Origin of the sequence: Amycolatopsis sp. MEPSY49, from assembly GCF_051337345.1 — a bacterium.
Classification (GTDB): Bacteria; Actinomycetota; Actinomycetes; order Mycobacteriales; family Pseudonocardiaceae; genus Amycolatopsis.
Window position 1 is genome coordinate 1629828 of record NZ_JBDLYJ010000001.1, and the last position, 25756, is coordinate 1655583.

The following is a 25756-nucleotide window of genomic DNA, read 5'->3' on the forward strand; positions in this document are numbered from 1 at the left end:
CACGTTAGGCTTTGCGCCCATGACGGGCGCCGCAACCTCCCAGACGTTCAGAACCGCCATCGTGCCGGCCGCCGGCCTGGGGACACGCTTCCTCCCGGCGACGAAGGCCGTGCCCAAGGAACTGCTGCCGGTGGTGGACACGCCGGGGATCGAGCTGGTCGCGGCCGAAGCCGCCGCCGCGGGCGCGGAACGCCTGGTCATCGTGACCTCGCCGGGCAAGGACGCCGTCGTCCGGTACTTCGAAAAGCAGCCCGAGCTGGAGCAGAACCTCGAGGCCAAGGGCAAGCACGAGCTGCTGGAGAAGGTGCGCCGCGGGTCCGACCTCCTCGCCGTCGAGACCGCCATCCAGGAGCAGGCCCTCGGCCTCGGCCACGCCGTCGCGCAGGCCGAGCCGAACCTGCGGCCGGACGACGAGGCCGTCGCCGTCCTGCTCCCGGACGACCTGGTGCTGCCCACCGGCGTGCTCGGGAAGATGAGTGCGGTCCGGGCCCAGTTCGGCGGCAGCGTGCTCTGCGCGTTCGACATCCCCAAGGCCGAGATCTCGCCGTACGGGGTCTTCGACGTCACCGACACCGACGACGAAGACGTCAAGCGGGTGCACGGCATGGTCGAGAAGCCGAAGCCGGAGGACGCGCCGTCGACCTACGCCGCGGCCGGGCGCTACCTGCTCGACCGGGCGATCTTCGACGCGCTGAAGCGGATCACCCCGGGCAGCGGCGGCGAGCTGCAGCTGACCGACGCGGTCGCGCTGCTGATCACCGAAGGGCACCCCGTGCACGTCGTCGTCCACCGCGGTGGACGCCACGACCTGGGGAATCCGGGTGGTTTCCTGCGCGCCGCGGTCGACTTCGCGCTTGAAACGCCCGAGTACGGTCCATCTTTACGGGCGTGGCTCACGGAACGGATCGGGACAGATCGCCCATGACGGAATCCCTCGACGCGGCGCGGCCGGAAGTGGCCGGGGACGAAGCCGAGCTGCGCTCGGTCGACGCGCAGATCTCGATGACCTTGGAAGCCGCCGTCCGGCCGCAGCCGGTGCGCGTGGCGATCTCCGAGGCCCAGGGGCTGCTCTGCGCCGAGGAGGTCGTCGCCGAGCACGCGCTGCCCGGGTTCGACCAGGCCGCGATCGACGGTTACGCCGTGCGCAGCGTCGACGTGCGCACTGCCGGCCAGGAGCCCGTGCAGCTGCCGGTCGTCGGCGAGATCGCGGCGGGCTCGCGCCAGCCGCGGCGCCTGCAACCTGGCCAGGCCGTGCGCGTCGACACCGGCGCGCCGCTGCCGACGCTCGCCGACGCCGTCGTGCCGCTCGCCTACACCGACGGGCACCAGGCCAAGGTCACGGTGCACCGCTCGGTGCCGTCGGCGGGGTACGTGCGCCGGGCGGGCGAGGACGTCCAGATCGGGGACGTCGCGGTGCGCCGCGGCGACACGATCGGCTCGGCGCAGGTCGGCCTGCTGGCCGCGGTCGGCCGGGCGAAGGTCCTGGTCTACCCGCGGCCGCGGGTGTCGATCGTGTCGGTCGGCGACGAGCTGGTCGACATCGACCGGACGCCGTCGGTCGGGCAGGTGTACGACGTCAACTCCTACGCGCTCGCCGCGGCCGCGCGGGACGCGGGCGCGGAGGTCAGCCGGGTCGGCATCGTGCCGAGCGAGCCGAAGCGGCTGCGCGAGATCGTCGAGGGCCGGCTGCTGATGTCGGAGATCGTGGTGGTCGCGGGCGGCGCCGGGGGCGCCACCGGCGACGAGGTCCACGCCGCCCTGTCCGACCTCGGCCGGATCGACATGACGCGGGTCGCGATGCACCCGGGCTCGGTCCAGGGGTTCGGCAGGCTCGGCCCCGACTCGGTGCCGACGTTCCTGATCCCCGGCAACCCGATGAGCGCGCTGGTCGTGTTCGAAGTCCTCGTGCGGCCGCTGATCCGCGCGGCGCGCGGGACGCGCAACCCGCACCGGCGGATCGTCGGGGCGCGGCTGCTGTCGCCGATCACCTCGACCGAAGGGCGGCGCGGGTTCCTGCGCGGCCAGCTCCTGCGCGACGAGGCCAACGGCGAGTACCTCGTCCAGCCGCTCGGCCAGTCCGGGGCGCACCTGCTCGCGTCGCTGGCCGAGGCGAACTGCCTGATCAACGTGCCCGAAGAGCTGACCGACGTCCCCGCGGGCGAGCAGGTCCAGGTCACCTTCCTGGCACAACGGGCCTGATGAACTCCGTGTCGGGCGTGTCCTACCCGGTCGAAAGCCGGCACCCGGGCTGGCCGGCCCGGCTCGGCCCGCTGCGGGTGCCCGCCGGGGTGGTCGCGATCCGGCCGGTGCGGCTGCGCGACGCGGGCGAGTGGAGCCGGATCCGGCTGCGCGACCGGGCGCACCTCGAGATGTGGGAGCCGACCGGCGTCGGCCCGTGGCCGGAACGCAACGCCTTCTGGTCGTGGCCGTCGCAGTGGGCTGCGCTGCGTTCGCTCGCTCGCCGTGGTCAGTGCCTGCCCTTCACGATCACCCTCGACGGGCGGCTCGCGGGTCAGATCACTGTGGGTAACGTCATCCGGGCGTCGCTGCGGTCGGCCTGGATCGGCTACTGGGTGTCCTCGGAGGTGGTCCGCGGCGGGGTCGCGACGGCCGCTGTCGCGCTGGTCACCGACCACGCCTTCGGGCTGGCCGGGCTGCACCGGCTGGAGGCCACCGTGCGGCCGGAAAACGTCGCCAGCCTGCGGGTTCTCACCAAGGCGGGCTACCGCCAGGAGGGCCTGTTCGAGCGGTACCTCGACGTCGCGGGCGGCTGGCGGGACCACTACTGCTTCGCCATCACGCGCGAGGAGACCGGGGCCGGCCTGGTGTCGCGGCTGGTCGCGTCGGGGCGCGCCGACTACGCCTGAGGGTGATTACCCACCTGGTGCAGTGAGCGCGTTACCACATGCTGTGAGTTTCACCTAATCCGGTGAGGCATTTCCGTGATCGAACCCGGCGAGCCTCCGCCCGATCTGTTACTCCTGTGACTAGCGTGATTTCAGGTGAAGGATCGGGGGAGGTGACGGGAGATGCCCAGCTCGGTGATCATCGTCGCGCTCGCCGCGGCATGGCTCGTCGTTCTCGTGCCCATGGTCGCGCGAAAGCGGCAGCAGGTGGCCCGCACGGCCGACTCCGCGCTCGCGGCCAGGGTCGTGCGTAGTGGACGCAACGAAGACCGGGAGGAATTCGCCATGTCCGACGAGCCAGGGAAGTCCCGGCCTTCGGTCGAGGACGACCTCGCGGAGCTCGAAGCCGAGCTCGAACTCGAAGACGAACTCGACGAACCGGAGCCCGACCCCGAGCCGCTCCCGCAGCCGTCCCGCGCCGAGCGGGCGGAGCGGGCCGAACGCGCCGGTTACCGCCCCGGTCGCGGCGGCTTCGACCCCGAAGCGGCGGAGATCGCGGCGCGCGCGAAGTACAGCTTCCGGCAGCGCGTCGTCGTCATCCTGCTGGTGGTCGCGGTGGCCACGGCGGGCATCGCGGGCTTCCTCGTGCCGCTGGTCTGGTGGGGCCACGCGCTCGCCGACGTCGTGCTGGTCGGGTACCTCGTGTACCTGCGCCGGCAGGTGCGGATCGAGGAGGAGATCCGGCAGCGCCGGCTCGCCCGCTTCAACAGCACCCGCGCACCTCGCCGTCCGGCACCGCCGGTTTCGGGAGACTCCTACCCGGAGGTCGAAGAGCCGGTCGAGGACGTCGAGGACGTGGACGTCGTCGAGCCGGTTCGGCGCGAGGTGGTCGAGCGCCGCCCGTCGCCGACTTCGCGCGTCCGGCGCAGCGCGGTGGTCGTCGACCTCGACGACGAAGACCCGGCGTTCGAGGAGCTCGACGAGCCCGGGACCGGGCCTTACCGGCGGGCCGTCGGGGAGTGACCCCCCGTGTTTGGTGCTCGTAGGGCACTGATACGCTCTACGAGCACAACCAAGGGGCTGTAGCGCAGTTGGTAGCGCGTCTCGTTCGCATCGAGAAGGTCAGGGGTTCGATTCCCCTCAGCTCCACCCCAACCGTCCTCATCACAACCCTGACCCGCAAGATTCAGAGTTGACGAGGGCAGTCCATCGGGAGCGTCGCACTGGTTCGCCAGGGCGGCGCTCTTTTTGGTTCCACGACTGATCAGGTAGGCATCGCTCAGCGCGCTGAACGGCTCCTTGAAGGCCCGGTTGAGGAACGGCTCGCTGCGGCTCTCGCGGTCGACGTCAAGACGGTCGGCAACTGGGAATCCGGGAAGACCGAGCCGCTGCCGTACAAGCGACCAAGTTGGCCGCGGTTCTACGCCTGCCCCCGGCGTACGCGGCGATCGAACTTGGTAGCGAACACCAGGACGCCGACGGGACAGCGGCTGCCAGCGTGGATGAGAAGCGACGTTCGCGATCGGCGGTGTCCGACCTGCACCTTCTTCGCCCCGTCCAACCGACTCAGCCAGATCGGCAAGCCGACCTCGCCACCATCCAGGCCATGGCTACGGCATTCCCGGCAGCGGACCGAAAGGTCGGCGGCGGCCAGGTCTACTCGACCGTGGTCCACTACCTGCAAACCGAGATCAGCCCGCGGCTCTTCGACCCGGCCAGTGACATCCTGGGCGAGCGCTTCTTCGAGGCGGCCGCGTCACTGACAGAGATCGCGGGGTGGATGGCGCACGACAGCGGCCAGGACCAGCACGCTCAACGTCACTTCAGCCAGTCGTATCGGCTCGCCAAAGCGGCGGATCACCCGGCCCTTCTCGCCAACATCTGCGCCGGCGTGAGTCACCTCGCCGGCCAGCTCCACCAGGCGACGGACGCCGTCCGGATCGCCCAGGCCGGCTTGACGCACGCCGAGCGCGGTCCCGCGCGCCGGCGGCTGTCAGCGCGGCTCCACGCCATGAGCGCCCGCGGTTTCGCCATGCGGGGCGACGCTGAAGCCAGCCGCCGAGCCCTCGTGGACGCGGAACGCGTGCTGGAGCGGCTGCACGAAGACACACCCGCGGAATGGATCAGTCAGTTCGATGAGGCCTCGCTGGCTGGTGAGACAGCGCTCGGCTTCGACGCGCCGCCGGCCTCGTACTTGCTTACGAAGGACTGTGGCTCCTCGAGCCGTTCGGCGACCTGTACCCGCGTCAGCCCGGCGCCCAGGCGCAGTTCCCGGAGGAGCGCGCAGAGCCGCTGGTACTCCGCGGAGTAGATCGACTTGTCCACGGTGGGTAGTTGCTGTCGGTACTGCCTGCTGACTTTGTGTCCGCGGAAAGCGCGGGCCCTCTCGCCCCTTTCATGTTTTCCGGGGGCGCAACCCCCAGACCCGCCCGGCGGGCTTCGCCCCCGGATCCCCCGCGTTGGGGCGCCTTTTCGAGTAAGCCCTCTGAGTGCGTCGACGGCCGTCCACTCCACAGTGGACGGCCGCGTGGCCGGGCAGGCTACCGCGGTGTCACCGGATCTTTTCCGGGATCTCTTCCAGCGTCCGGAGCAAGCGGACCGCCAGTGCGTGGGCGTCTTCGGCGGACAACGGGGAATTCTCCCTCACCGCGTTCTCCACGAGGTTCACTCGCTGCTCGTAACGGGACACGAAGTCCATGTCTGACCTTCTTCTCTCGGTGACGCACGCCGTACTCGTTCGAGTGTGCGGGGTGTCCGGTCCTCCGGATAGCGGGGAAAGCACTCGATCCGGAGGACCAATGTCACCGGCGGCCGGACGGGTCGTGGGCCCGCCTGGCGGGCCGGTGCGGCGCCTGGCCGGCCTCGTCGTCGGATGCCGGGGCGGGGTGTACACCGGCTGGCGGAACAAGCTCCCGTAGCGGCTCTTCTGGGTGCGGTGAGCTCGCCCATCCACTCCGCGACGATGGTGCACTTCGACCCACGACGCCGACAACCCGGGCGACCCCCGGCGCAGCCATGCGCACACCGCTCGTTGCCGGGTGCCACCGGCGGGGTTCCTCGCCGAGCACGACATCGTCGTCAACTGCGTGCTGCAGGACACCGCCGCGCCGCTGACCTTCCTCGTCGAGGACGACCTCGCCGCGTTCGCCCCGGGCAGCCTCATCGTCGACGTCTCCTGCGATGAAGGCGTGGGGTTTCAGCCGGGCGCGGCCCACGACGTTCGACCGACCGGCCTTCCCGGTCGGCGACGGCGTCACCTACTACGCCGTCGACCACGGCCCGTCCTGCCGGTGGAACTCCGCGACGTGGGAAATCAGCGAAGCCCTCCTGCCGCACCTGCGGATAGTCCTTTCCGGACAGTCCACATGGGACGACGACGAGACCGTGCGCCGGGTCGTCGAGATCCGGGAGGGCGCGATCCGCAACCCCGCGATCCTGGCCTTCCAGCAGCGGTCACCGGACTACCCGCACCACCGCCGCTGAGCGGGGCCGCACCTCCCCCGCTCGGCCGCGCCGACCGTGGTTCCCCGCCGGACACGGCGGGTCAGCGCACCGGGACCGTCCACAGCAGACGGGTGCCGCCGCCGGGCGGGCGGTCGAGGCGCAGTGATCCGCCCGCTTCCGCGGCCCGCTGCTCGAGGTTGCGCAGCCCGCTGCGCGCCACCGCCGCCGGCATCCCGATCCCGGTGTCCGAGACCTCGACGACCAGGTCGTCGTCCAGGGACACGGTGATCGCGACCTCGCCCGCACGCGCGTGCCGCAGGACGTTGCTGACCGCTTCGCGCACCACCGCCTCGGCGTGTTCGGCGAGGGCCGCGGGCACCCGGTCGAACGCTCCCGACAGCCGCACCGTCGTGCGGATCGCGGAGTCGGCGCATCCGTCGGTGATCGCGTTCTGCACCCGCGCCCGCAGGCCGCGGCCGGCTCCCGGGCGGACGTGCAGGGCGAAGATCGCGCTGCGGATCTCCTCGATGACGTCCTGGAGCTGGTCGATGTGCTGGGTGAGCCGGTCGGCGACCGCGGCCGAGGCCGCCCGGCGGCGGGTGCCCTCGATCGCCAGGCCGACCGCGAACAGCCGCTGGATGACGTGGTCGTGCAGGTCGCGGGCGATCCGGTCGCGGTCGACCACGACGTCCAGCTCCCGGCGGGCGGCCTGGCTCTCGGCGTCCCGCAGCGCCAGCGCGGCCTGGTCGGCGAAGGCGGAGACCAGCTGCAGCTCGTGCTCGTCGAACCGCGCGGCTCCGGGAGCGCGGATCGCCAGGAGCACTCCCGCGGTGGACTCGCCGGAGCGCAGCCGCACCGCCATCGCCGGCCCGAGGTCGACGCCCAGGCCGTGCGCGAGGTGCGGCACGCTGCGCGGGACGTGGTCGCGCAGCACCGCGCCCGAGGTCGACCCCGCCAGCGGGATCCGGTGACCGGTGAGCTCCTCCGCGTCGGGGCCGGCGCACACGGTGACCAGCAGGTCCCCGCCGGGCGACCCGGGCAGCGCGACGAGCGCGTCCTCGGCGCCGGTCAGCTCGGCGGCGCGGCTCGCGACCAGGCGCAGCACCGCGTGCACGTCGGTGCCGCTCAGGAGCTCGGCGGAGATCTCCCCGGTGGCTTCCAGCCAGCGCTGCCTCCGCCGGCTCTCCTCGTAGAGCCGCGCGTTGTCCACGGCGATCCCGGCCGCCGCCGCGAGGGCGACGATCGCCCGTTCGGCGTCGGCGGGGAAAGGCCGCTCGCCGCCGAGGTGCAGCCGGCCGAGGACCGCGCCCCGCACCACCAGGGGGACGTCGAGGGAGGCCGGCGTCGGCGGGGAGCAGTGGCCGCCCGGCCCGGGGCTGACGGCGAACGCGGTCGTCCGTCCGTCTTCGTCGAGCAGGTCCAGCGTGCCGTACCGGGCGCCGGCCAGGCCGGTGGCGGCGGTGACGATCCGGTGCAGCGTGGTCTCGAGCTCCAGACCGGCGGAGAAGGCGAGCACGGCAGCCGGCAGCGCGTCCATCCGGTCCCGGCCCGACGTCGTTTCCTCGGGCATGTCCCCACAGTGGCACGGCGATCCGGCGGGTGGCGCGATCCGGGGTGAACCGAACCACGTTCGCAACCGGCGACCTTCGCCCGGCCACGGGTGCCGTTCGGCACTTGGCCCGCGCCGCGGCCCGGGCGGACGGTGAAGGCAGCCAGGTACCCAGCAGTTCGGAGCCGTCCATGAAGACCGGTGTCATGCCCGTCGGGCACCTCAGCGCGAGCCAGATGCGATCCGTGCTCCTCGCGGCCACGGCGCCGCCGCCGCTGCGCAGCGCGCGGCCGTGGCGGTTCCAGTGCACGCCGGACGCGGTCGAGCTGTACGCGGATTCGCTCGCCACCGGCTCGGACGGCGACCAGCGGGAACGCATGCTGGACTGCGGGGCCGCCCTGCTGAACCTCCGGCTGGCGATCAAGGCGCAGGGCAGCCACGCCGACGTGCGGCTGTTCCCCGCCGCGGACCGGCCCGAACTGCTCGCGGTCGTGCGCCCGAACGGCTACGAGACGATCGCCCCCCAGGACCGGGAACTCGTGGCGGCCATCGCCGGCAGGCAGAGCAACCGGCGCCCGTTCACCGCCGCCGTCGTCCCGTCCGCGGTGCAGCGGCAGCTCCGGCGGGCGGCCGAGGTGGAACGCGCCTGGCTGGCCACCATCACCGCCGACCAGGTGCCCCAGCTGCGCGAGATCATGCGTCGCACGGAAGTCCCGCCGGCGACGCCCGGCCCCGGCGGCGGGACCGACCTCGACGTCGAACCCGGCCGGCTGGTCGTGGTGATCGGCTCGCTGCACGACACCGCCCTCGGCCGGCTGCAGGCAGGCCAGGCCCTGCAGCGGGTCCTGCTCACGGCCACCGCCGCGGGGCTCTCCGCGGCGCTCTCGGCGCAGGCGATGGCCGTCCCGGCCACCCGGCGCGAGCTGCGCCAGCTGCTCGGCGGCGGGCTCTGGCCGCAGATCATGCTGCGCCTCGGCCACGGCGCCGCCGTGCCGGCACTGGCCCAGCCGCAGCTCGAGGACGTCGTGATCAGCGACGAGCGCCCCTTCGGCCGCTAACCGCCCGGCCGCCGGTGCGCGCGGTGGAGCCCGGTGACCAGGACCGCCGCCTGGGACCGCCGTTCCAGCCCGAGCTTCGCCAGCAGGCGGGACACGTAGTTCTTCACGGTCTTTTCGGCCAGGAACATCCGCTCGGCGATCTGCCGGTTCGTCAGGCTCTCCCCGAGCAGGTCCAGCAGCACGAGCTCCTGCTCGCTCAACCCCGCCAGCGGCCCCCCGGTCTTCGCCCGCAGCTCGGCCACCAGCGCGGCGACCGCACGGCCGTCCAGCAGGGTCTCGCCCGACCCCACCCGGCGGATCGCGTCGACCAGCTGCAGCCCCTTCACGTCCTTGATCACGTACCCCTCGGCACCGGCCAGGACCGCGTCGACCATCGAATCCGCGTCGGTGAAGGAGGTCAGCATCAGGCACCGCAGCCCGGGCAGCGCCGTGCGCAGGTCGCGGCACAGCCGCACGCCGTCGCCGTCGGGGAGGCGGACGTCCAGCACCGCCACGTCCGGGCGCAGCGCGGGCACCCTCGCCAGGGCTTCGGTCACCGATGAAGCCTGTCCGACGACGGTCAGGTCGGGTTCGTCGCCGACGAGTTCGGCGACCCCCCGCCGCACGAGCTCGTGGTCGTCGACCAGGAAGACCGTGATGACGGGCGGCGTGCGCCGCGGGCTGTCATCCACCACTCCAGGCTACGCCGAACGACCCCCGAACAGGGGTCCCGCGACTCTAGGCCACGCGACGCGGGCGGACGAGGGTGGCGGGATGACACAGATCCACCACCGGCCCGACCACTACCTCAAGACGGCCGTCACCGATGAGCTCGCCTGGACGCCCAGTGTCAACGCCGAGGGAATCGCGGTGACCGTCGAAGGCGGCGCCGCGACGCTGGCCGGGCACGTCGGCACCTATCCCGAAAAGGAAGCGGCCCTGCGCGCCGCGACGCGCGTCCACGGCGTGACCGCGACCGTGGACCGGATCCTCGTCCGGCACGGCCACCCGGTGGCGGACGACGTGGACCTCGCCCGGGAAGCCATGGCCGTGTTCGACCGCCGCACGGTGCTCGTGCCGAAGGACTCGGTGCAGGTCGACGTGCGCGACCAAGTGGTCACGCTGCGCGGCTCGGTGGACTGGCACCACGAGCGCGAAGCCGCCCGCCAGGCGGTGGCGGCGCTGCCCGGGGTCAGCGGCGTGCGGAACCTGATCACGCTGCGGCCCGCGCCGGGGATCACCGCGGCCGAGAGCAAGGAGCGGATCCTCGCGGCGCTGGCCCGGCACGCGCCGGGGTTCGCGCAGCACGTCGAGGTCGCCGTCGACGACGGTCAGGTCACCCTGACCGGCGCCGTCCTCACCCCGGCCGAACGCCGCTCGGCCGAGCACACCGCGTGGTTCGCCCCCGGCGTGACCGCGGTCGACAACCGGGTGAAGCTCTCCGGCTGAGCTTTGTGAGCCGGCCCTCGGACTCCGCAGTGTTCTGTACGAAAAGGACAGAGCACTGTGGACCCGGGCCGCTCGCCGGATTCGTGAGGAGACACCATGTCCACCGCCACCCCACCGGTACGGGTCCTGCTTCCCGACGGCGAAGTCGCCTGGGTGCGCAAGCTGGAAGCCGGTGACGCCGCCGCGGTCCTCGCGCTGCGGACCCGGCTTTCCGGGCGCGACCGGCACCTGCGGTTCTTCGGCCTCGGCGTGGCCGGGCTGACCGAACTCTCGGCGCAGCTTTCGCGCAACTCCGGTGTCGGGCACACCGCGGTGGGGTGCTTCCTGCACTCCCGGCTCGCCGGTGCCGCCCGCTACGACATCCTGGACGATCCGGCCGAAGCGGCGGTCGCGCTGGTCGTCGACGGCCACGGCCCGACGCTCGGCGTGGCGGCCCTGCTGCTCGAACAGCTCGTCGTCTCGGCGGAACACGAAGGCGTGCGGATGCTCGTCGCCGACGCCGACGCGGAAAACGCCAAGATGCTCGGTGTCTTCGCGGCGCTGGGCATCCCGTTCCGGCCCGGCCTGACCGCTTCGCCGGAGTAACGTCGAAAGTGTCCGAGAGCATTTCGCACGCCGGTGATCGAGCCCGCGTCGTTCTCGGGCCCCAGTCCGGCCGGTGCCCTCCGGCCGGGGACGGGAGCACCGGCATGAAGTCGGTCCCGCACACCACTCACGCCATGCGGTTCGCCCAAGCGGCCGGCGAACTCCGCCACCACGCGCCGCGGCTGCGGCTGAAGCCGGGAGCACCCACCACCGGGTGGGTCGACGGCGCCTGGTGGCCCCGGTCCCTGGAGCTGGCCGCCGAACTGACGTCGCTGCTCCCCGCCCTGACCGCCCGGCTGGGCCGGGTCGAGCGCGTCACCTACCACCTGGCGGCCTGGGCACCCGCCCCACGCCGGCTGCGTTCCGGCGACGAACCCGGCGACGTCCGGCTCGAAGGGTTCCGGTCGCCGCACACCGCCGCTCTGACCGTGATCGGGGCTCGGTCCCGGCTGACGCTACTGGTGATCCCGCCCGACGCCGATCCGGACCTCGCGCACCACGCGCTGATGACGGCGGCGCGCCGGGGCAACGACGACTCCGTCGACGCGCTGCTCTCCGGGCTCGACGCGGACACGGCCGTGCAACGCTGGGAAGTCGAAGGCGGCCGGATCCCCGCTCAGACGGAGCCGGTCGACCCGTAGCCTGCTCAGTCCGTTTCGCCGCCGGAGGCCGGCGGTGTGGCGGCGAGGCGGGCGTGCAGCCGTTCCCGGATCTCGTCCGGGGTGTAGGCCCGCCGCCGCCGCTCCTGGCGCGCGATCACCACCCCGGTCGCGGCGACCCCGACGAGCCCGGCCAGTCCCAGTGTCTTCCACCAGCGCATCGGCCTAGGCTACTGCCGTGCCGGGGACCGAGCTCGATTTCGACGAAGCCGTGGCCGTGACGCGCACGGGCGACCTGTGGTTGTTCCGGGGGCGGTCGGCGGCCGACCGCACGATCCGCGTCGTCACGAACAGCCCCGTCAACCACGTCGGCATGGCCGTGGTGGTCGAAGACCTGCCGCCGCTGATGTGGCACGCGGAGCTGGGGCGGAGCCTGCCGGACGTCTGGGCGGGCGCGCACCACCGCGGCGCCCAGCTGCACGACCTGCGCCAGGCCGTGCTCGTCTGGGCTGAGCGGTACCACCAGCGGGTCTGGCTGCGCCAGCTCGACCACCCGGTCACCGGGGAGATGGAGGACGCCGCCCTGCGCACGATCGCGCGGCTCGACGGCACGCCGTTCCCGTCGACCGCGCGGCTCGCGTCCCGCTGGCTCGGGGGGCGGCTGCCGTCCCGGAAGCGGGACGCCCGGGACGCCGGCCTCGAGTCCGGTTACTGCGCCGAGATCGTCGCGCTGACCTACGAGGCCATGGGCCTGCTGCCGCCGGGGCGCCGGCCGAACTGGTACGACCCGGGCCGGTTCTGGAGCGGTGACCACCTCGAGCTGGCGGGCGGGGCCGAGCTGGGCGACGAGATCGCCGTGCGCCTGCCGGGCTGACCGCGGCCGTCCACTGTGGACGTCACCGCGGCACCTCGGTCGGCCGCCGGGGATCGCGGTGCAGCAGTTCGAGCGCCTCGGTGCCGTCGACCGCCGGGAACTTCCGGTAGCTGTTGCGGACCGCATGCAGCCAGGGCAGCGGGCGCAGGCAGGTGAACTGGTCCACCTCGCGGGCGAGCCGGTCGAGGACGGGTGCCGGGGCGACCGGGACCGCGAGCAGGATCCGGCGGACCTGGCGGGCGCGCAGGACGCTGATCGCCGTGTGCGCGGTCGTGCCGGTGGCGGCGCCGTCGTCGGCGAGCACCACCGTCCGGCCGGCGATCGGAACCGGCGCGACGTCGCGCCGGTAGCCGGCGACCTGCCCGGCCAGGCCGTCCCGCGCCCGGTCGGCGAGCCGGGTGAGCTCGTCCGCCGAGATGTCGAACCGGCGGATGGCCTCGTGGTCCCAGACGACCAGGCCGCCCTCGCCGACGGCGCCGAGCATCGTCGGCGGCGGCCCGGCGGCCTCGATCCGCTCGGTGAGCAGGATGTCCAGCGGTGCCCCGAGGACGTCGGCGATCTCGGCGGCGACCACGAGCCCGCCCTCGGACAAGCCGAGGACCACGGCGCGGTCGCCGCGCAGCGGGCGCAGGCGGAGGGCCAGTCGTTCGCCCGCCTCCCGGCGATCACGGAACCGCATGGGCACTCCTGCCGTCGTGAGCCGGTCGGCCGTCTCCCAGCATGACCGCACCGCGTCCACGGTGCGAGGGCCGTTGGTCACCACCAGCGGACCGTTCGGCACCTTTCACTCGACAGTCCACAAAGGATTGCTCAGTGCTGGCGGCTCACCGTCGACGGCGCCAGCACGACCGCGGGCGCGAGGGTGCGGTCGGCCAGGGCACGGGCCACGTCGCTGAGCCGGCGGTTGTTCCGCCGCGCGTAGCCGCGCAAGGCCGTGAACGCCGCGTCCATGCTCAGCTGCCCGCTGACGGCGAGCACGCCCTTGGCCTGCTCGATGATCACCCGGCTGTTCAACGCGGTCTGCAACTGCTCGGAGAGGATCTCGCCCTGGCGGAAAGCCCGTTCGTGGAGGATGCCGATGGTCGCGGTGTCGGCCAGCCCCTGCGCGAGCGCGACGTCGTCCGCCGTCAGTTCTCCCGTGTGCTGCCCGAAGAGGTTGAGCGCCCCGATCGTCTGCCTGCGCAGCCGCAGCGGCACCGCGTGCACCGACGCGAACCCGTCGTTGGCCGCCTCGGCCGCGAACCGCGGCCAGCGGGCCGCCTCGGCGGCGATGTCGGCGACCAGGACCGGGGTGCTGGTGGTGAAGCACTCGATGCACGGGCCTTCGTCGATGTCGAGCTGGAACAGCTCCAGCAGCCGCGCCTGCTCGGTGGAGGACGCCAGCACCTGCAGGCCGCCCCGCTCGTCGGCCAGCGTCAGCCCGGCCGCCGCGACGTCGAGCAGCTCCACGCACTGCTGCACCAGCGTGTGCAGCAGGTCGGCGACGTCGTAGTCGTCGACCAGTGTGTCCGCCAGCGCGACGAACGCGCCGATCACCTGTCGTTCACGGTCGGCCATGCCCACCATCTCCTGAATCGTCAGCTGCCTTCATCGTGGTCCTCACCGGAACTCCTCGTCCAGCCGCAGCCGCCGGGCAACGATGTCGGCCGCGACCTCCAGCAGGGAACGTCCTTGGCCGAACGCGTAGGCCCGCAGCCGGGCCAACGCGGCCGACGCGGGCAGGTCCAGGTGCGCGATCAGCATCCCGGTGGCCTGGTGCACCTCCCGGAACCGCATCCCCGCACCTTCCATCCAGCGACCGTCGCCGTCGAGCCAGCGATCGCCGCCGTCGCGCAGCCCCGACAGGGCGAGTGCGGCGATGTCGGCCACCTGCAACGCCGTCGACAGCTCGGCGGCGTCGAGCGAGCCCGGCGTCGAGCGGTAGGTGTCGAGGGTCGCCACCCGCACCGCCCCGATCTGGACCGGGAACGTGAACAACGCGGCCACCGGCCGCGCCGCGGCCTCGGCGGCGAACACCGGCCACGCCGGCGGCGGCCCGGCGACCAGATCGGGTACCAGGACCGGCCCGCCCGCGGCTTGGGCCTCGAAACACGGTCCTTCGCCGAGGGAAAACTGCAGCTCCGCCAGCGCCGTGCTCACCGCGTCACTGGCGTAGACGATCTCGCGGTGCCCGGTACCGGCCACCACCGACACCGCCGCGCCGTCCACCGGCAGCAAGCGCACACACGCCCGGCACACCCGGCCCACGACGTCGACCCCGCTGCCGGGCCCTTCTTCGTCCAGGGCAGCCAGCACGCTCGCACGCAGGTCCTCGACCTCAGCCACCGCGAACCCACCATCGGTGAGCTTCGCGTTCCCGCATCCGGTTCCTTCCGGGTCGGTGTTCGTGATCGCCCCACCAACGCGGACGCGACCGGGCCCGGATCAGTACCGCTACCGCGGCTGCGTGCGCCGAGCGTACCCGCCCGGTCATCAGCTTCGCGCGGTCAAGTACGGAGCGGGATCGCTCCCGGCCTCCGCGCCGCTGTCCAGCCAGCGGAGGAATCCGCTGCGGTCCCGTCGTTCGAGCTCGTCGAGGAGTTCCTGCCGCCGCTGGACGACGAGCCGGCACGCCGGCCCCTCGGTGGCGACGAGCAGGAGGAGGTAGCTGCGCCGCCAGGCCACGCACAGCTCCGCGGTCGTCAGGTCGGTCACCGGTGCCCGTGACGCGGGGAGCGTGGCAGGCACGCGGCGTGGCGCGACGACGGCAGGCGCCGCGAAACGGCGGTAGCCGGCCCACAACCCGACGGCGACCAGCAGGACCAGGACGATGGCCGTCAGGCTGCCGCCCACCGCGGCGAGCAAGCCGGCGACGGCCAGGCACGCGGTGACCACCACGGCCGCGGTGGTCACGCCCGCGAGCAGATCGGGCCCGGCCCGCCGCCACGGGAGCCGCGGAGCGCCGAACGCGACGAGGAGCCCGGCGCCGGTGCCCAGCACGAGCCGGCCGAACACGACTTCCCACGGCAAGATCAGGGCCCCGACCACGGCCGAAGCGCAGACAAGGCCGAACAGGGCGGCCACCAAGATTCGTCCCACCATCGCGCACCTCATCGTCCGGGCCGGAAGGCCGGCGCCGGGAAACCGGGATCGCCGAGGTCTGGGGCGTGGTGTTCAGCTTAGGCCCCGGTGCCCGAAAAAGCCGGTTCGGTCACCCGGTCACCCGCGTCCTCGACCCGTTTCGCGCGGCGAGGATGTCTTCGGCACTGGCCGTGGACTCCGGGTCAGCTGCCGTCCGCAGAGCTGCGGTGGCGGCGTCGCGCGCGGTGTCCGGCGCCACGACGAGCAGGACCAGCCGCCGCTGCTGCGTGCCGACGAGCTCGAGGGTGTCCGCCCGCATGGAGTGGAACCCTTCGAGCCGCACGACGCGGCCGGCCACCACGAGCTTGCGGTGGGCGATCTCCCAGCCGTCACCCAGCGGGTAGCCGATCCGCTCGACGTCGCCCACCTGGTCGCGCACCGCCGCGAGCACGTCGGGGAACTCGACCCCGGCGTCGCGGGACCGCGGCCACCACGCGCCGTCGACGAACCCGCCGCCGGCCGCGGGTTTCAGCTGCAGGCGGACCTCGTCGCGAACGGCGGTCATGACGGGCTCCCCGCGCGGGAAAGCCGACGGCCTGTGGTGTAGCCCGGGTTGAGCTTGCGGTCGAGGCGGTCGGGTTTGGGCCAGCGGACGTCGGTGGCCCAGCCGAGCTTTTCGAACGCCCAGATGATGCGGGCGGACATGTCGAGCTGGCCGCGGCGGACGCCGTGGCGGGCGCCGGTGGGGTCGGCGTGGTGGGAGTTGTGCCAGGACTCGCCCATGGACGCGATGGCCAGCGGCCAGAAGTTCGCGGACTTGTCGCGGGCGGCGTAGGGCCGGTCACCGATCATGTGACAGAGGGAGTTGACCGACCAGGTGACGTGGTGCAGCACCGCCACCCGCACCAGGCTGGCCCAGAAGAACGCGGTCAGCGCGCCCCACCAGGACATCGTCACCAGCCCGCCGATCAGCGCCGGGGCCAGCAGGGTCACGACGGTGAGCGCGGGGAACCAGCGGTCGATCCGGGCGATGTCGCGGTCGGCGAGCAGGTCGGGGGCGAAGCGCTGGGCGTTGGTCTTTTCGCGGTCGAACAGCCAGCCCATGTGGGCGTGCCAGAAGCCCTTCGCGAGCGCGGAGGCGGAGGTGCCGTAGCGCCAAGGGGAGTGCGGGTCGCCGTCGCGGTCGGCGAAGGCGTGGTGGCGGCGGTGGTCGGCGACCCAGCCGATCACCGGGCCCTGCATGGCCATGCTGCCGGTGGCGGCGAGCGCGATGCGCAGGGCGCGGTTCGCCTTGAACGCGCCGTGGGTGAAGTAGCGGTGGAACCCGATGGTGACACCGAGCCCGGTGAGGAAGTAGAACCCGATGGTCAGGGCGACGTCGGTCCAGCCCAGCCCCCAGCCCCACGCGAAGGGCACCGCCGCGGCCAAGGCCAGCAGCGGCACGACCGCGAAGAGCTTGACCAGGAAGGTTTCGGTGCGAGACTTTTCGCCCGCGAGCATCGGCTCGGGGGCCTTCGGTGGACGTTCCAGCGTCTGTGTCATGTCGATCGCTCTTTCCGTGACGTACCTGTCCGCCAAGGTCTGGGGCGATCAAGTTCCGGGTAGCCCGCCGACGGCGGCTTAAACCGGGAGAAGGTGGCGGCTGCCGAGACGTCCTCACCGCGGTGAGGCCCGCTTCGCTCGCGGGAGCAACCAATGGTTCAACGAACGCGCCGCCGGAATGGTTCCCGTGCGAGCGGCTCCCGGCGGGCCGTCCGATCGGAAGCCCTCTAGCGTGACGGGTATGGAACACCCCGAACCCGATGCCCGAACGCTCGAGCGCGCCCTCGGCGAGTACGTGCGGGCGGTGGCGGCCGCGGTCGGCGTCCCGGACGAAAGCACCACGGTGGAGATCAGCGACACCGCCACCGCCTACCTTGGGCTGCCGCGGCGGTGGCCCGGCCGCCCCGACCACGACGTCATGCTGGTCTGGAACGAACAGCGGGGGTGGTCGCTCGCGGTGGAAACCGACCCCGCGGCGCCCCCGATCGTCCTCGCGCACCAAGGCGACGACGTCGTGCTCGCCCCGGAAGCGGTGGCGCGGTTCGTCGCCGACACCGCGGCCGGACGTCCCGCGGGCCCGGTGCCGGCCGGCCCGGTGATCGACGTGACCCGCCGTTCGCTGGCCGAACGGCTGAAGCCTTACCTGCGCGACGCGCCGGGCTGACCGCCTTCCGGGCGGAGTCCATTCAGGACGGTCCGCTCCACCGCGCCGCGCGGGGGCCCGTCCGGCGGTATCCTGGGCAAGACAGCGCCCAGACCCTGCTCTCGCCCCGGCCGGCGTCGTACCCGGCCCGTTCACCGCCAGGAGCAGGATCGTCATGACCGTCACGGAAGCCGCCCCGCACCGCTCCGACGCACGGGTGCGTTGACCGCATGCGCGATCCCGGGTCTTCTCCGGTGCCCTACGGGCTTCGCGTCGCGGCCGCGGTGTCGTGGCGGCTGCTGGTCGTCGCGGCGGCCTTGACGGTCCTCGGTTTCGTGGCCACCCGGCTGGCCTCGGTGCTCGTCCCGGTCGCGGTGGCGTTGCTGCTCGCCGGGCTGTTCTCACCGGCCGTCTCCTGGCTGGCGGGCAGGAAGGTCCCGCGCGGCCTCGCGACCGCGATCGTGCTGATCGTCGGCATCGCACTGGCCGGCGCCGTAGTGACGTTCGTGGTCATCACCGTCACCGTGGGCATGCCCGGGCTGATCGACCAGGTCACCGTGAGCCTGACCGACCTGCACACCTGGCTGCGGACCGGTCCGCTGCACCTGAGCCAGGGCCAGCTCGACGAGCTGCTCGGCAACCTGACCGCCATGCTCGGCCGGAACAAGTCGGCGATCGCCTCGGGCGCCGTCACCACCGCGGTCACCGTCGGGGAACTGCTCGCCGAGGGGCTGCTCGCGGTGTTCTGCCTGATCTTCTTCCTCGCCCAGGGGAACACGATCTGGGCGTTCGTCCTCCGGGGCGTGCCCGCCCGGCTCCGGCAGCGCGTCGACGTCGCCGGGCGCAGCGGGTTCACCACGCTGGCGCACTACATCCGCGGCACCGCCGCCGTCGCGTTCGTCGACGCCGCCGGCATCGGCCTCGGGCTGGTGATCATCGGGGTCCCGCTGGCGGCCCCGCTGAGCACGCTCGTCTTCCTCGGCGCGTTCGTCCCCGTGATCGGCTCGGTGATCGCCGGCGGGATCGCCGTCCTCGTGGCCCTGGTGGCCAACGGCGTCTGGGCGGCCGTCGTCGTGCTCGCCGTCGTGGTCGGCGTCATGCAGGTCGAAAGCCACGTGCTGCAGCCCCTGCTGCTCGGGCGGGCCGTCCGGCTGCACCCGCTGGCCGTCGTCCTCGCCCTCGCCATCGGGCTCGTCGCCGCCGGGATCGTCGGAGCCCTGCTCGCCGTGCCCCTGCTCGCCGTCTTCAGCTCGGGCGTGCGCAGCCTGACCGCCCGGCCGGAGGACCACCCGCCTGGGCGAACCGCTCCGGGTGCCTCCCCGCCTAAGCTGGACAGCCGCGCCCCGGACCCCGGCGACCGATGAAGTGCACCCGGGTGCACCCGCGAGCGAAGGCGGCGCCGGTGGACGACGAGCAGACCGATCGGCGCGCGTGCCGGGCCTGGCCCACCCGCCGCGGCGGTGGCTACCCGCCCGGCCGGCTCGTCCGCTACCGCAGCCGCGTGCGCCGGGCCGGGGCGCCGGGGTGGCACGAGCAGGTCGGGACCGTCGCCGGGCACAGCCTGCGCGACGAACACACCAGCACGACCTGGGTGCCCGTCCGCCCGCGGGGATCTCCCGCCGACGTGCCGGCCAGCCTGGTCCGGGCCACCGACATCCTCGACGCCCACCCGCAGGGCTTCGGGGACCAAGTCCGGCGGGCGGGCGGTGAGAGGTGAGCGGATCTCCGGCGGAGCAGTTTCCCCTGACCGGAGACGAGCGGCACCGGGCCGCACGCGTGGTCGCGTCGACGTCGCACGACGCCGCGGACTGTGAACTGCTGCTCGCCATGCTCGGCCTCACCCCCGCCGACGGCCTCGCAGCGGATCAGGAGCGGACGCCCCGGGTACCGCCGAGGAGAAGGTGAACCTTCAGCCGGCGTCCGCGGCCCGCAGCCGCGGTGCCGCGACGGCCGCGGCGCGCGAGGTGTGCACGGCCAGTCGTTCGTGAACCCCGGTCAGCTGCAGCGGCCGCAAAGTCGCGCGCGTCGCGGCCACCAGCCCCAAGTCGGTGCCCGGCGCGGTTCCGCGATGTGCTTCGAGCAGCACCTGCAAGCCGGCGGAGTTCAGGAACCGGACGAGCGACAGGTCCACGACGATCCGCCACGGCGCCCGGCGCGACGTCGCTTCGAGGACGTCGCGGAGCATGGGTGCGGTACAGCGGTCGACTTCGCCGGCCACGGCGACGACCAGAACCCGGCCGAGCCGCTCCACGGTGATCGCCAGGTCCTGGTGCCGGCGGACCGGCTTCCCGGCCCCGCCGGGCAGTCCGATGAGGACAGTCATGAGCCGGCGGTGCCGCTCCGGTGCCGGATGGAGTCGCCGCCCTTGCGGTGATCCGCCCGGCCATACATGCTCTCGAGCACGCTCTCGAGCTTGTGCACGGCACCTCGGCACGCCTCGTCGACCGAACCCGCGTGGTGGCTGACCGCCACCGTCCGCCGTCCGGCCGGCCGGGCCTCGAGCACGCAGCACCGGTCCATCCCGTCGTCGGCGGGCTCCTCCTTGAGGTGGGCGTCCAGCCGAGTGAGGTGGTCGCTGAACCGCGACAGCCGGGCGGCGAGTTCCGCCTCGAAGTGCCGGATCAACGCTTCGTCGCCGTGCACGGCTCGGTCCGTGGCGATCTGGATCAGCATGTGGTGTCCCTATTCCGCGACGGCGGACGCGCGCGAGGCGTGGATGACCAGCGTTCCGGGCAACCCGGCGAGCTGCAGCGGCCGCCACGTCGCCCGGGTCGTCGCCACGATGCGCAGGTCGGTCGCCGGGGCGGCCTGGCGGTGGCAGGCGAGGAGCACCTCGAGGCCCGCCGAATTCAGGAAATTCACCCGGGCGAGGTCCACCACGAGCCGGCCGGGGGCCCGGCGCAGGATCACCTCGAGGGCCAGGGCGACGTCCGGCGCGGTGTGGAGGTCGAATTCGCCCTCCAGAACCAAGATCGCGGTGCCGTCGCCCCGCTCCTCCGACAGCTTCAACCCGGCCGGCAACGGGACCTCGCGCGTGCCGAACAGGTTCGGCACCACCGATTCCGATGCGGGGTCGTGCCGACGGCCGGTGGCCACTGCGCTGAGTTCCATGGGTTGCTCCAGTCCCGATGCGGATGTCAGAGCGGGGTCTGGGCACTTCGGCGCTGTCCCGGCCAGCATACCGCGCCACGGCGCCGGTGACCTGATCGCGCGAACCCCGTCTTGGCCGCCGGCCGTGTCAGACGGCGTGTCAGTTCGGGGTCAGGTCCGTGTCAGGGCCGGCCTTCAAAGTTCTCCCCATGACCACTTCGGCGATCACCGCCTCCGGCCTCCGGAAGGCCTACCAAGACAAAGTCGTCCTCGACGGCATCGATCTCGATGTCACCGCGGGGAGCGTCTTCTCCCTCCTCGGACCGAACGGGGCCGGGAAGACCACCACCGTCAACATCCTGACCACGCTCGCCCAAGCCGACGGCGGGACTGTGCGAGTCGCCGGGCATGACATCGGCTCCGATGCCAAGGCCGTCCGGAAGGCCATCGGCGTCACCGGGCAGTTCGCCGCCGTCGACGAGCTGCTCACCGGGCAGGAAAACCTGCAGCTCATGGTCGATCTCAGCCCCGTCAAGAACGGGAAGCGGGTCGTCGCGGACCTTCTCGAGCGCTTCGAACTCACCGAGTCCGCGCAGAAGCCCGCGTCGACGTACTCCGGGGGTATGCGGCGGAAGCTCGACCTCGCCATGACGCTCGTCGGGGATCCGCGGATCATCTTCCTCGACGAGCCCACCACCGGCCTCGACCCGCGCAGCCGGCGCACCATGTGGTCCATCGTCAAGGACCTCGTCGCCGACGGCGTCACCATCTTCCTCACCACCCAGTACCTCGACGAAGCCGACCAGCTCGCCGACAAGATCGCCGTGCTCGACCGCGGGCGGCTGGTCGCCCAGGGCACGCCCGACGAGCTCAAGCGCCAGATCCCCGGTACGCACGTCCGGCTCCGGTTCACCAGCGTCGCTGAACTCGACGCGGCCGCGCGGGTCATCAGCGGCTCCACCCGCGACGACGAGTCGCTCACCCTGCGGGTTCCCGGCGACGGCGGCACCAAGTCGCTGAGGAACCTGCTCGACCGGCTCGACGAGTACGCCATCGGCGCCGAAGAGTTCTCCGTCCACACCCCTGACCTCGACGACGTCTTCCTCGCCCTGACGGGCCACGCTGTGTCCAACTCGGAGGTGGCAGCCAAATGAGCGCCCAGACCGTCATGCTGCGCCGCAACTTCAAGCACATCGCCCGGAACCCGACCTCGGTGTTCAACGCGGTCCTGATGCCGATCGTGATCATGCTGATGTTCGTCTACATGCTCGGGGACGCGTTCAGCGTCGGTGTGAACTACGTCGACTACGCGACGCCCGGCCTGATGCTGCTGGCCGTCTGCTACGGGCTCGGCGCGACCGCGACGTCGGTGAACTCCGACATGACCAAGGGCATCATCAACCGGTTCAAGGTCATGGACGTCTCGCGGGGCGCGGTGCTGACCGGGCACGTCGTCGCGAGCGTCCTGACGAACCTGGTCGCCATCGCCGCCCTCGTCGGGGTGGCCTTCGCGCTGGGCTTCCGGCCGAATGCGAGCTTCCTCGACTGGCTGGGCGTGCTCGGCATGGTCGTGCTGCTGGCCTTCGCGGCCGGCTGGCTGACCGTCGCGCTGGGACTGTTCGCGAAGTCGCCGGAGACGGCGGGCCTCGCTTCCGTGCCGCTCGTCATGCTGCCGTTCTTCAGCAGCGCGATCGCCCCGGCGGACAAGATGGGGCCGGGCCTGCGGCAGTTCGCGGAGTACCAGCCCTTCACGCCGATCATCGAAACCGTGCGCGGGCTGCTCAACGGCACCCCGTCCACCGGTTACGCGATCACCGCCGTCGCCTGGTGCCTCGGCATCGCCCTCGCCGGCTACTTCTGGGCGCGGTCGTTGTTCAAGAAGCGAGCGTGACTTCGGCGAGTTCCCGCCAGTCCGCCCGCGCCCCTTCCGAAGCCGTCTCGGTGAACCGCTCGTCACCGAGGCGGCTTCGCGCGGCTTCCTCGATCCGGGCCAGGTCCGGCCGGGACCGGTCCGGCAGGCCGCGCACGCCGGCGCTCGCCGCCAGCAGCCGCGCGGCCTGCTCGTACTGTTCGCGCCGCGACGCCAGATCCGCGATGCCGACGAGGACCTGCGCGAGCAGCGGCGGGTGACCCACCTCGGCCGCCGCCGCGAAGGCCGCCGCACGGTGTTCGTGAGCCTCGGCGAGATCCTCGGTGAGGTACCCGAGCAGGTCGTGGATCACCGCGCGGATCTGGGGCCGCTCGGCCGCGGTGCCGAGCATCGCCGTCGCGACGTCGAGCTGGCGGCGGGCCTGCGCGGAGTCGCCGCTCCAGCGGGCGAGCTCCGCCTTCGACAGGGCCAGCTCGGTCAGCGCTTCGGGCCAGGCGACCCGTTCCGCGTACCGCTGCGCCTCCGCGAGCGAACCAGCACTCGACTCCTCGTCCCCGGAAAGCCAGTACAGCTGAGCCTGCCGCGCCCGCATCCGCACGACGTCCTCGATGGCGCCGACCTCGGTGACGATCGCGATCGCGGCTTCGTAGTGCTCGCACGCCCCGGCGAAGTCGCCGCGCATGGCGATGAGGTCGGCCAGCTCGGTCTGGGCGAACGAAGTGCCCCACCGTTCGCCGAGCGCGCGGAATTCGGCGAGGGCCGTCTCGATGTACGCCTCCGCGTCGTCCCCTTCTCGGCCGAGCTGGATCCGCATCTTGCCGAGCTGCAGCCGGGCCAGCGCGCGGACCCACGGGTCCTCGTCGGTGGTCAGCGGTTCCCACACGGCCGCGAACGCGTCCGGCGCCCGCACCATGTGCTCCAGCGCGGCGACGAGCGACACCGCCGGATGCGGGTGCGCGAGGCGCGAGCGGATCTCGTGCACCTGGTGGATCCACTCGACCGCCTGGTTCTGGTCGCTTTCGCGGCCGGCGGTCAGGAACCCGGTGACGAACGCGTAGACCGTCGCGCGGGTTTCGTCGGCCACTTCGCCCGGCACGGCGGCGGCCGCCATCAGCAGTTCGTTCCCTTCGAGCTTGTGCCCGGCGAGCCACCAGTACCAGCCGGCGCCCGCCGCGAGCCGCATCGCCCCGGCCGCGTCGCCCGCCGCCAGGGCACCGCGCATCGCGGCGGCGATGTTGTCGTGCTCGGCGTCGAGGGTCGCGAGCCACTTCAGCTGGTCGCCCCGGCGCAGGTGCGGCTCCGCGGTTTCGGCGAGCTCGGTGAAGTACGCGAGGTGCGCCTGCCGCGCCGCGTCGGTGTCGCCGGCTTCGGCGAGCCGCTGCTGGGCGTACTCCTTGATCGTGCCGAGCATCCGGTAGCGCGGCGCCTGATCGCCTTCGGTGACCACCAGCGACTTCTCGGCCAGTGCGGTCAGGATCTCCTCGACGGCGTCGTTCCCGCAGACCCGCTCGGCCGCCTCCAGGCTCGCCCCGCCGGCGAACACCGAGAGCCGGCTCAGGACGGCGCGCTCGGAGTCGGAAAGCAGTTCCCAGCTCCAGTCGATGACCGCGCGCAGCGTCCGGTGCCGCGGCAGCGCGGTGCGGCTGCCGCCGGTCAGCAGGCGGAACCGGTCGTCGAGCCGGTTGGCGAGCTGCTCGAGCGACATCGTGCGCAGCCGGGCCGCGGCGAGCTCGATGGCCAGCGGCATCCCGTCCAGCGCGCGGCAGACGCGGGCCAGCGTCGGGGCGTCGGCCACGAAGTCCTTGCGCACCGCGCCGGCCCGGTCCCGCAGCAACCGGACGGCCGGAGCGTCCTCGATCTTCGCGGGGTCGGCGTCCTCGGCCGGCAGGACGAGCGGGGCGACCGGCCACAGCGCCTCCCCGGTGATGCCGAGGGGCTCGCGGCTCGTCGCGAGGATGCGCAGCCGGCGGCACTCGCCGAGCAACCGGTGGGCGAACGCCGCCGCGGACTCGATGACGTGCTCGCAGTTGTCCAGGACCAGCACCAGGTCGCGGTCCTGCAGCGCGGCGATGACCCGGTCGGTGGGTTCGGCTTCCGGCACATCGCCGAGCAGGGCGTCACGCAGCTTGAGCGCGGCGAGCGTCGCCTGGGCCACGTCGCCTTCGGTCGGCGCGAGCTCCACCAGCCAGACGCCGTCCGGGACGTCGCCGAGCAGCGTGCGTGCCGTCTCGGTGGCCAGCCGGGTCTTGCCCGAGCCGCCTGGTCCGACCAGCGTGGTGAGCCGGTGTTCGGTGACGAGCCCGCGGACGGCGGCGATGTCGTCGTCCTTGCCGACGTAACTGGTCAGCTCGGCGCGCAGGTTCGTCTTGCGCGGCTCTTCGCGCCGGGTCAGCTCGCCGCGCAGCAGCGCGACGTGCAGTGCGGCCAGCTCCGGCGACGGGTCGACGCCCAGCTCGTCGGCCAGCGTCTCGCGCGTGCGTTCGTAGACGCGCAGGGCCTCGGTGTCCCGGCCGGTCGCGACCAGGCCGCGCATCAACGCGCCGACGAGCCGCTCCCGGGCCGGGTGGGCGGCCACCAGGTCGGTGAGCTCGGTGACGACGCCCTGGCCGAAGTCGGTCTCCGCGTCGAACCGGTCCTCGAGGGCGGCCAGCCGGAGCCCTTCGAGCCGGGTGACCGCGGCGTCGAACGCGGCGCTCTCGGTCAGGCCGACGTCCTGCATGGCCGCGCCCCGCCACAACGCGAGCGCCTCACGCAGCCGGCGGAGATCGCCGCCGGCCTGGCCGACGAGGCGTTCGAACCGCACGGCGTCGACGGCTTCGGGGTCCACCACGAGCCGGTAGCCGGCCGGGCGGCCCTCGACCGCGCCCTCGGGAAGCACCTTGCGCAGCCGGGAAACCAAGCGCTGCAACGCGTTCGCGGCGTCGGCCGGCGGCTGCTCGCCCCAGATCCAGTCGATGAGCGTCGCCTTCGGGACCACTCGCCCCGGGGCCAGCGCGAGGGCGATCAGCAGTCCGCGCAGGCGGGCGCCCGGTACGTCGGCCACGACGCCGTCGTCCGCGCGGACTTCGAAGGACCCCAGTATCCCGATGTGCACGCGGCCGATCATGCCACGGGCCGAGTGGTGGCCGGGCCGTGTCAGCGCCGTGTCAGCCCCGGCGGCGATGGTGG

Annotated in this window: 32 protein-coding genes and 1 tRNA gene; 17 read left to right on the top strand and 16 right to left on the bottom strand. The window is 72.8% G+C overall.

The features are described from left to right. Nucleotides 1–19 precede the first annotated feature (19 nt). The 5 genes from ABFJ78_RS08180 (at nucleotide 20) to ABFJ78_RS08200 (ending at nucleotide 3995) form a co-directional block, all read left to right on the top strand. Complete coding sequence (locus ABFJ78_RS08180) at nucleotides 20–925, top strand: UTP--glucose-1-phosphate uridylyltransferase (protein WP_436385188.1); 906 nt, start codon at nucleotides 20–22, stop codon at nucleotides 923–925. Further along, nucleotides 922–2199 (top strand): molybdotransferase-like divisome protein Glp, encoded by a 1278-nt coding sequence (gene glp, locus ABFJ78_RS08185; RefSeq protein WP_436385189.1) that lies wholly within the window; start codon nucleotides 922–924, stop codon nucleotides 2197–2199. The genes ABFJ78_RS08180 and glp overlap by 4 nt, the downstream gene beginning before the upstream one ends. Continuing rightward, nucleotides 2199–2867 carry a GNAT family N-acetyltransferase gene (locus ABFJ78_RS08190; protein WP_436385190.1) on the top strand — a complete coding sequence of 223 codons (669 nt, stop codon included), beginning with the start codon at nucleotides 2199–2201 and terminating at the stop codon, nucleotides 2865–2867. Before glp ends, ABFJ78_RS08190 begins: the two co-directional genes overlap by 1 nt. A gap of 162 nt (nucleotides 2868–3029) precedes the next feature. After that, the gene (gene sepX, locus ABFJ78_RS08195) at nucleotides 3030–3869 is read left to right on the top strand and encodes a divisome protein SepX/GlpR (protein ID WP_436385191.1); all 840 of its coding nucleotides are present in this window, start codon (nucleotides 3030–3032) and stop codon (nucleotides 3867–3869) included. 53 nt (nucleotides 3870–3922) lie between these two features. Next, nucleotides 3923–3995, top strand: a tRNA-Ala gene (locus ABFJ78_RS08200). A gap of 607 nt (nucleotides 3996–4602) precedes the next feature. Here ABFJ78_RS08200 and ABFJ78_RS08205 read toward each other — a convergent pair. The 3 genes from ABFJ78_RS08205 to ABFJ78_RS08215 all read right to left on the bottom strand — a co-directional run bounded on the left by ABFJ78_RS08205 (nucleotide 4603) and on the right by ABFJ78_RS08215 (nucleotide 5544). Continuing rightward, on the bottom strand, nucleotides 4603–4809 hold the full coding sequence (locus tag ABFJ78_RS08205; RefSeq protein WP_436385192.1) for a hypothetical protein: 207 nt from the start codon (nucleotides 4807–4809) through the stop codon (nucleotides 4603–4605). Nucleotides 4810–4973: 164 nt separating this feature from the next. Continuing rightward, a complete protein-coding gene (locus ABFJ78_RS08210) occupies nucleotides 4974–5360 on the bottom strand; it encodes a helix-turn-helix domain-containing protein (protein WP_436385193.1) in 387 nt (128 codons plus the stop codon). Nucleotides 5361–5397: 37 nt separating this feature from the next. Then, the gene (locus tag ABFJ78_RS08215) at nucleotides 5398–5544 is read right to left on the bottom strand and encodes a DUF6307 family protein (RefSeq protein WP_436385194.1); all 147 of its coding nucleotides are present in this window, start codon (nucleotides 5542–5544) and stop codon (nucleotides 5398–5400) included. A gap of 482 nt (nucleotides 5545–6026) precedes the next feature. Here ABFJ78_RS08215 and ABFJ78_RS08220 point away from each other — a divergent pair, with 482 nt between their 5' ends. Then, nucleotides 6027–6329, top strand: a complete 303-nt coding sequence (locus ABFJ78_RS08220; RefSeq protein ID WP_436385195.1) for a hypothetical protein — start codon at nucleotides 6027–6029, stop codon at nucleotides 6327–6329. A gap of 61 nt (nucleotides 6330–6390) precedes the next feature. On the opposite strand, the gene ABFJ78_RS08225 is transcribed toward ABFJ78_RS08220, so the two are convergent. Further along, nucleotides 6391–7860, bottom strand: a complete 1470-nt coding sequence (locus tag ABFJ78_RS08225; protein WP_436385196.1) for a GAF domain-containing sensor histidine kinase — start codon at nucleotides 7858–7860, stop codon at nucleotides 6391–6393. Between the two features lie 170 nt (nucleotides 7861–8030). Here ABFJ78_RS08225 and ABFJ78_RS08230 point away from each other — a divergent pair, with 170 nt between their 5' ends. Then, nucleotides 8031–8897, top strand: a complete 867-nt coding sequence (locus ABFJ78_RS08230) for a hypothetical protein (RefSeq protein ID WP_436385197.1) — start codon at nucleotides 8031–8033, stop codon at nucleotides 8895–8897. Here ABFJ78_RS08230 and ABFJ78_RS08235 read toward each other — a convergent pair. Beyond that, nucleotides 8894–9568, bottom strand: a complete 675-nt coding sequence (locus tag ABFJ78_RS08235) for a response regulator (protein ID WP_436385198.1) — start codon at nucleotides 9566–9568, stop codon at nucleotides 8894–8896. The two genes, ABFJ78_RS08230 and ABFJ78_RS08235, sit on opposite strands and share 4 nt — an antisense overlap. A gap of 82 nt (nucleotides 9569–9650) precedes the next feature. Between ABFJ78_RS08235 and ABFJ78_RS08240 the strand changes: the two genes are divergently transcribed. From ABFJ78_RS08240 to ABFJ78_RS08250, 3 genes are all read left to right on the top strand, one after another. Then, nucleotides 9651–10325: a BON domain-containing protein gene (locus ABFJ78_RS08240; protein ID WP_436385199.1), complete on the top strand. Its 675-nt coding sequence runs from the start codon at nucleotides 9651–9653 to the stop codon at nucleotides 10323–10325. A gap of 96 nt (nucleotides 10326–10421) precedes the next feature. Next, nucleotides 10422–10910, top strand: coding sequence for a GNAT family N-acetyltransferase (locus ABFJ78_RS08245; protein ID WP_436385200.1), 489 nt, complete (start codon nucleotides 10422–10424; stop codon nucleotides 10908–10910). A 104-nt stretch (nucleotides 10911–11014) separates the two neighbouring features. Continuing rightward, a complete protein-coding gene (locus ABFJ78_RS08250) occupies nucleotides 11015–11551 on the top strand; it encodes a DUF5994 family protein (protein WP_436385201.1) in 537 nt (178 codons plus the stop codon). A 5-nt stretch (nucleotides 11552–11556) separates the two neighbouring features. Here ABFJ78_RS08250 and ABFJ78_RS08255 read toward each other — a convergent pair whose 3' ends face one another. Further along, the gene (locus ABFJ78_RS08255) at nucleotides 11557–11730 is read right to left on the bottom strand and encodes a hypothetical protein (RefSeq protein ID WP_436385202.1); all 174 of its coding nucleotides are present in this window, start codon (nucleotides 11728–11730) and stop codon (nucleotides 11557–11559) included. A 17-nt stretch (nucleotides 11731–11747) separates the two neighbouring features. On the opposite strand from ABFJ78_RS08255, the gene ABFJ78_RS08260 reads away from it, so the two are divergent. Beyond that, the gene (locus tag ABFJ78_RS08260) at nucleotides 11748–12383 is read left to right on the top strand and encodes a hypothetical protein (RefSeq protein ID WP_436385203.1); all 636 of its coding nucleotides are present in this window, start codon (nucleotides 11748–11750) and stop codon (nucleotides 12381–12383) included. A gap of 22 nt (nucleotides 12384–12405) precedes the next feature. Here the strand turns inward: ABFJ78_RS08260 and ABFJ78_RS08265 are convergent, their stop codons facing one another. The 6 genes from ABFJ78_RS08265 to ABFJ78_RS08290 all read right to left on the bottom strand — a co-directional run bounded on the left by ABFJ78_RS08265 (nucleotide 12406) and on the right by ABFJ78_RS08290 (nucleotide 16985). After that, nucleotides 12406–13062: a phosphoribosyltransferase gene (locus ABFJ78_RS08265; RefSeq protein WP_436385204.1), complete on the bottom strand. Its 657-nt coding sequence runs from the start codon at nucleotides 13060–13062 to the stop codon at nucleotides 12406–12408. A 131-nt stretch (nucleotides 13063–13193) separates the two neighbouring features. After that, nucleotides 13194–13940 (bottom strand): GAF and ANTAR domain-containing protein, encoded by a 747-nt coding sequence (locus tag ABFJ78_RS08270; protein WP_436385205.1) that lies wholly within the window; start codon nucleotides 13938–13940, stop codon nucleotides 13194–13196. Nucleotides 13941–13982: 42 nt separating this feature from the next. Continuing rightward, nucleotides 13983–14708: a GAF domain-containing protein gene (locus ABFJ78_RS08275; RefSeq protein WP_436385206.1), complete on the bottom strand. Its 726-nt coding sequence runs from the start codon at nucleotides 14706–14708 to the stop codon at nucleotides 13983–13985. A 147-nt stretch (nucleotides 14709–14855) separates the two neighbouring features. Then, nucleotides 14856–15464, bottom strand: a complete 609-nt coding sequence (locus tag ABFJ78_RS08280) for a hypothetical protein (RefSeq protein WP_436385207.1) — start codon at nucleotides 15462–15464, stop codon at nucleotides 14856–14858. Between the two features lie 109 nt (nucleotides 15465–15573). Then, the gene (locus ABFJ78_RS08285) at nucleotides 15574–16008 is read right to left on the bottom strand and encodes a DUF5994 family protein (protein WP_436385208.1); all 435 of its coding nucleotides are present in this window, start codon (nucleotides 16006–16008) and stop codon (nucleotides 15574–15576) included. After that, nucleotides 16005–16985, bottom strand: a complete 981-nt coding sequence (locus ABFJ78_RS08290; RefSeq protein WP_436385209.1) for an acyl-CoA desaturase — start codon at nucleotides 16983–16985, stop codon at nucleotides 16005–16007. Before ABFJ78_RS08290 ends, ABFJ78_RS08285 begins: the two co-directional genes overlap by 4 nt. 241 nt (nucleotides 16986–17226) lie before the next feature. Between ABFJ78_RS08290 and ABFJ78_RS08295 the strand changes: the two genes are divergently transcribed. The 4 genes from ABFJ78_RS08295 to ABFJ78_RS08310 all read left to right on the top strand — a co-directional run bounded on the left by ABFJ78_RS08295 (nucleotide 17227) and on the right by ABFJ78_RS08310 (nucleotide 19533). Next, complete coding sequence (locus ABFJ78_RS08295; protein WP_436385210.1) at nucleotides 17227–17649, top strand: DUF6292 family protein; 423 nt, start codon at nucleotides 17227–17229, stop codon at nucleotides 17647–17649. A 209-nt stretch (nucleotides 17650–17858) separates the two neighbouring features. Then, entirely contained in the window at nucleotides 17859–18992 is a 1134-nt protein-coding gene (locus ABFJ78_RS08300; RefSeq protein ID WP_436385211.1) for an AI-2E family transporter, read from the top strand. Nucleotides 18993–19003: 11 nt separating this feature from the next. Continuing rightward, on the top strand, nucleotides 19004–19345 hold the full coding sequence (locus ABFJ78_RS08305) for a hypothetical protein (protein ID WP_436385212.1): 342 nt from the start codon (nucleotides 19004–19006) through the stop codon (nucleotides 19343–19345). After that, complete coding sequence (locus ABFJ78_RS08310) at nucleotides 19342–19533, top strand: hypothetical protein (RefSeq protein ID WP_436385213.1); 192 nt, start codon at nucleotides 19342–19344, stop codon at nucleotides 19531–19533. The genes ABFJ78_RS08305 and ABFJ78_RS08310 overlap by 4 nt, the downstream gene beginning before the upstream one ends. 4 nt (nucleotides 19534–19537) lie before the next feature. Here ABFJ78_RS08310 and ABFJ78_RS08315 read toward each other — a convergent pair whose 3' ends face one another. Genes ABFJ78_RS08315 through ABFJ78_RS08325 form a run of 3 tightly spaced genes read right to left on the bottom strand, consistent with a single transcriptional unit; the run spans nucleotide 19538 to nucleotide 20739 of the window. Beyond that, a complete protein-coding gene (locus ABFJ78_RS08315; protein WP_436385214.1) occupies nucleotides 19538–19951 on the bottom strand; it encodes an STAS domain-containing protein in 414 nt (137 codons plus the stop codon). After that, nucleotides 19948–20301, bottom strand: a complete 354-nt coding sequence (locus tag ABFJ78_RS08320; RefSeq protein WP_436385215.1) for an HPF/RaiA family ribosome-associated protein — start codon at nucleotides 20299–20301, stop codon at nucleotides 19948–19950. The genes ABFJ78_RS08315 and ABFJ78_RS08320 overlap by 4 nt, the downstream gene beginning before the upstream one ends. A 9-nt stretch (nucleotides 20302–20310) precedes the next feature. After that, a complete protein-coding gene (locus tag ABFJ78_RS08325; RefSeq protein WP_436385216.1) occupies nucleotides 20311–20739 on the bottom strand; it encodes an STAS domain-containing protein in 429 nt (142 codons plus the stop codon). Between the two features lie 188 nt (nucleotides 20740–20927). On the opposite strand from ABFJ78_RS08325, the gene ABFJ78_RS08330 reads away from it, so the two are divergent. Both ABFJ78_RS08330 and ABFJ78_RS08335 read left to right on the top strand, forming a co-directional pair. Next, nucleotides 20928–21872 carry an ATP-binding cassette domain-containing protein gene (locus tag ABFJ78_RS08330; protein ID WP_436385217.1) on the top strand — a complete coding sequence of 315 codons (945 nt, stop codon included), beginning with the start codon at nucleotides 20928–20930 and terminating at the stop codon, nucleotides 21870–21872. Then, nucleotides 21869–22609, top strand: coding sequence for an ABC transporter permease (locus tag ABFJ78_RS08335; RefSeq protein WP_436385218.1), 741 nt, complete (start codon nucleotides 21869–21871; stop codon nucleotides 22607–22609). Before ABFJ78_RS08330 ends, ABFJ78_RS08335 begins: the two co-directional genes overlap by 4 nt. On the opposite strand, the gene ABFJ78_RS08340 is transcribed toward ABFJ78_RS08335, so the two are convergent. Next, complete coding sequence (locus tag ABFJ78_RS08340; RefSeq protein ID WP_436385418.1) at nucleotides 22593–25682, bottom strand: BTAD domain-containing putative transcriptional regulator; 3090 nt, start codon at nucleotides 25680–25682, stop codon at nucleotides 22593–22595. The two genes, ABFJ78_RS08335 and ABFJ78_RS08340, sit on opposite strands and share 17 nt — an antisense overlap. Between the last annotated feature and the right edge of the window lie 74 nt (nucleotides 25683–25756).